Consider the following 2,758-nt stretch of genomic DNA (forward strand, 5'->3'; position numbering starts at 1 on the left):
CCGGCGACGACCGCGAAGCCCTTGCCGGCCTCCCCGGCGCGCGCGGCCTCGATCGTGGCGTTGAGGGCCAGCAGGTTCGTCTGCTCGGCGATCTGCGTGATGGTGCGCACGACGACGCCGATCTCCTGGCTCGAGACGCCCAGGCGGGACACCTGGTCGTTCGTCGTCGCGGCGACGGCCGTGGCCTGCGCCGCCACCTCGGCCGCGGCGGAGGCGTTCTGCGCGATCTCGCGGATGCTGGCGCCCATCTGCTCGGCACCGGCGGCGACGACCTGCACGTTGCGGGACACGCCGTCAGCGGTGGCGGACACGACGTCGGCGCGCTGGCTCGTCTCGTGGGTGGCGCCGGCGGCGCGGGCGTTGGCCGCCGTGAGCCGCTCGGCCGAGTGGCCCACGCCCTCGGCGGTGCGCACCACGGCGGCGAACGTCTCGCGCAGGGACGCCTGCGCCTGGACGAGGGCGCGGGACATGCGGCCGGCCTCGTCCTCGTCGACGACCTCGACGTCCCCCGTGAGGTCGCCCTGCGCCATGCCGGCCAGCGTGCGCTCGACCCCGGCCATCGCCCGGGTGACGCGACGGGTGACCGCCAGCGCGAGCGAGCAGGACACGGCCGCCCCGACGAGGAACGCGACGAGGAGCGCCGCGATCGTGCGGTTCACCTCGGCCCGGCTCGCCGTGAGGATGGCCTCGACCTCCGCGTCGACCTGCCCCTGGGACAGGGCGAGCGCGCGGCCGGCCCACTCGGGGTCGGCGGCGACGTCGGCGGCGACGGCCGCCTCGAAGCCGGCCGCGTCGCCCGCCTCCGCAAGCGGCAGGAGCGCCGCGTCGCGGTAGGCCGTCCAGGCGTCCCAGCGGGTGGTGAAGTCCTCCCACTGGGGCGTGTCCGACTGGGGGAAGCCGCTGATCGTGGCGACCTGGCGGTCCACGTCCTCGTCGAGCCAGGCGACCGTCTCGAGGAGCTGCTGCCGCGGGGCGCCGGCGTCGGCCACGACGGCCTGGCGCAGCGCGAGGTGGCTGCGCGCCTGGTCGGAGCGCAGCTCGGCCATGGCCGTCTGCAGCTGCGACGTCAGCGCGGACATCTCCTCCAGGTGCACGCCGGCGCGCCAGAGGGCGAGGGCGCCCGTCCCGCCGACCGCCGTGAAGGCGACGAGCAGGAGCAGCACGGCGCTGCCGAACTTCACGCCGACGGGGCGGTCCCAGAACCAGCGCCCGCGGCGCGCCGTGCCCGTGGCCGGGGTGGCGTCGGTCGGGGCGGCCGGGCCGCGGGGGGTGGACGAGGTGCTCCGGGTGCCGGTCGTGCCGGCGCTGTCGCGGCTCACGCCCCGACCTCCTCTGCCGTGTAGTAGCCGCCGTCGACGAGGACCGCGCGCAGGTTCGTCGCCGTCACGAGCTGCGGGCGCAGCAGGTAGGCGGGGACGACCATGGAGCCGTTGTCGTAGGAGGTGGTGTCGTTGACCTCGGGGGTGCCGTCCGCGAGCAGGTCGCGCGTCATCTGGACGGCGACCTCCGCGAGCACGCGCGTGTCCTTGTAGACGGTGGAGTACTGCCCGCCGTCGACGATGCTCACGGCGGAGTCGACCTCGGCGTCCTGGCCCGTGACGACCGGGACCTCGTCCTGGACGGCGGCGACCTCGGCCAGCAGGGCGCGGGAGATGCCGTCGTAGGGCGAGAGGATCCCGTCGAGGCGACGGCCCTCGCCGTAGAGCGGCGCGAGCTGCGTGGCGAACCGCTCGGCGGCGGTCTCCCCGCTCCACTTCGGCGTGGCGGCGGCCTCGAAGGTCGTCTGGCCGGACGGGACCACGAGCGTGCCGGCGTCGAGGTGCGGGCCGAGCACCTCCATCGCGCCCTGCCAGAAGACCGTGGCGTTGTTGTCGTCCGGCGACCCGGCGAACAGCTCGACGACGAACGGCCCGGTCGCACCCGTGGGCGCCCCGGCCGCGTCGAGCACCCCGAGGCCCTGGAGCAGCGACGTCGCCTGCTGGACGCCCACGGCGTGGTTGTCGAAGGACGCGTAGGCGCTCACGGCCGTGGTGTCGCGGATGAGGCGGTCGTAGGCGACGACGTCGACGCCCGCGTCGTGGGCCCGCTCGAGCACGTCGGCGAGGACGGTGCCGTCGACGGCGCCGACGACGAGGGCGTCGGCCCCCGCGTCGAGCATCGCGGCGATCTGGTCGGCCTGGTCCTCCGCGACGTCCTCGGCGTAGCGCAGGTCGACGCGGTACCCGAGGGAGCTGAGCTGGGCCTCGAGGTTGTCGCCGTCGGCGATCCACCGGTCGGACGTGGTGGTCGGCATCGCGATCCCGACGAGGGGCGCGGGCTCCGACCCGTCGAGGAGGCCGCCGACCGACGAGCAGCCGGTGAGGGCGAGGGGGCCGAGGGCGAGGAGCGCGGCGGCGCGGCGCCCGCGGTGCCGGCGGGCCGGCCGGTGGGGTGCCGCCGGCTGCGGGCGGGACGTGTGCACGGTGGGGCCTCTCCTGCCGGGGACCGTCCCCGACAGGCCACCCATCGGCGGGGTCCCCCGCACGCTTGAGGCGTCGCGGGGCACAGGTCGGCCGCCCGCCCCGGTCGGTGCCCCCGCGGCGGCGGTCCTCGTCGGGCGGCACAGGACCTCGGTCTCGGGCCGGGGCCCGTCCGGGAACCGGACGGGGCCTGGGGACGGCCCTGCGGCGCCCGTGCGACGGCGCGCCGAGCGCGGGTCAGGCGGTGCGGTGGTCCCCGTCCGTGCCGTCCGTGCCGTCCGTGCCGTCCGTGCCGTCCG

2 protein-coding genes are annotated in these 2,758 nt (G+C 76.6%); both read right to left on the minus strand.

Annotation, left to right across the window (positions count from 1 at the left end):
* Positions 1 to 1,319 (minus strand): methyl-accepting chemotaxis protein (locus EJA20_RS18340; protein WP_164984072.1); only part of this gene is annotated, 1,319 nt, incomplete at its 3' end.
* Entirely contained in the window at positions 1,316 to 2,461 is a 1,146-nt protein-coding gene (locus EJA20_RS18345) for a substrate-binding domain-containing protein (RefSeq protein ID WP_240675643.1), read from the minus strand. The genes EJA20_RS18345 and EJA20_RS18340, both read right to left, overlap by 4 nt.
* Positions 2,462 to 2,758: the final 297 nt, after the last annotated feature.

The organism is Cellulomonas endophytica (genome assembly GCF_004123805.1).
Classification (GTDB): Bacteria; Actinomycetota; Actinomycetes; order Actinomycetales; family Cellulomonadaceae; genus Cellulomonas; species Cellulomonas endophytica.